This window comes from Mesorhizobium sp. WSM4809 (genome assembly GCF_055811655.1).
Window position 1 is genome coordinate 1 of the sequence record NZ_JBVVQW010000061.1, and the last position, 689, is coordinate 689.

Below are 689 nucleotides of genomic sequence, written 5' to 3' on the forward strand. Positions count from 1 at the left end.
TCGACGATGTCGACCAGGATGGAGCCGGTGGTGGTGTTGCCGTGGGCGTCGGTCACCGTATAGGTGAAGCTGTCCTTGTCCTGCTCGGTGGTGATGCCATTGTTGGTCGTCACACCGTCATAGGTCTGGGTCAGCGTGTAGGTGTAGGTGCCGTTGGCGTTGAGCACCAGATTGCCGTAGCTGCCGCTGGCCGGCGAGGTCAGCGTATAGGTGTACGGGCCGGTGCCGCCGGCCGGCGTGATCGCGCCGTTGAAGATCTCGCTGTTGCCGGCTGCGTCGCTGCCCGTCGCAAGGCCCTTCTCGCTGACCAGCGCATCGGTGTCGGATGCCGTCACCGTCACATTGTTGACGGTGATGTCCAGCGTCACCGTCGAGGTGTCGCCGTCGCCGTCGGTGATGGTGTAGACGAAGTGATCGACCGCGTTGGTGGTCACCGCGTTGGGATTGGCCGTGTAGGTGTAGGCGCCGTTGGTGCCCAGGACCAGCGTGCCGTACTGGCCCGCGATCCCGGCTCCGCCGAGATTGCCGCTAACCGGGTTCGAGACGTTCGAACCGGTTGCCACGCCCGTCACCGCGCCGCCAGGTGCAGCACCGTCGGCACCCAGAACGTCCGCCGTCCCGTCCGTCAGCACGTTGCCCGAGGCCTGCGCGCCTTCCGACACGCTGTTGGTGTTGGCATGCGCCGTCGG

At 66.0% G+C, this 689-nt stretch carries 1 protein-coding gene; it reads right to left on the minus strand.

The features are described from left to right. Positions 1–689, minus strand: a 689-nt coding sequence (locus tag AC0L24_RS33840) for an Ig-like domain-containing protein (RefSeq protein WP_473565092.1), incomplete at both ends; no start/stop codon positions are given.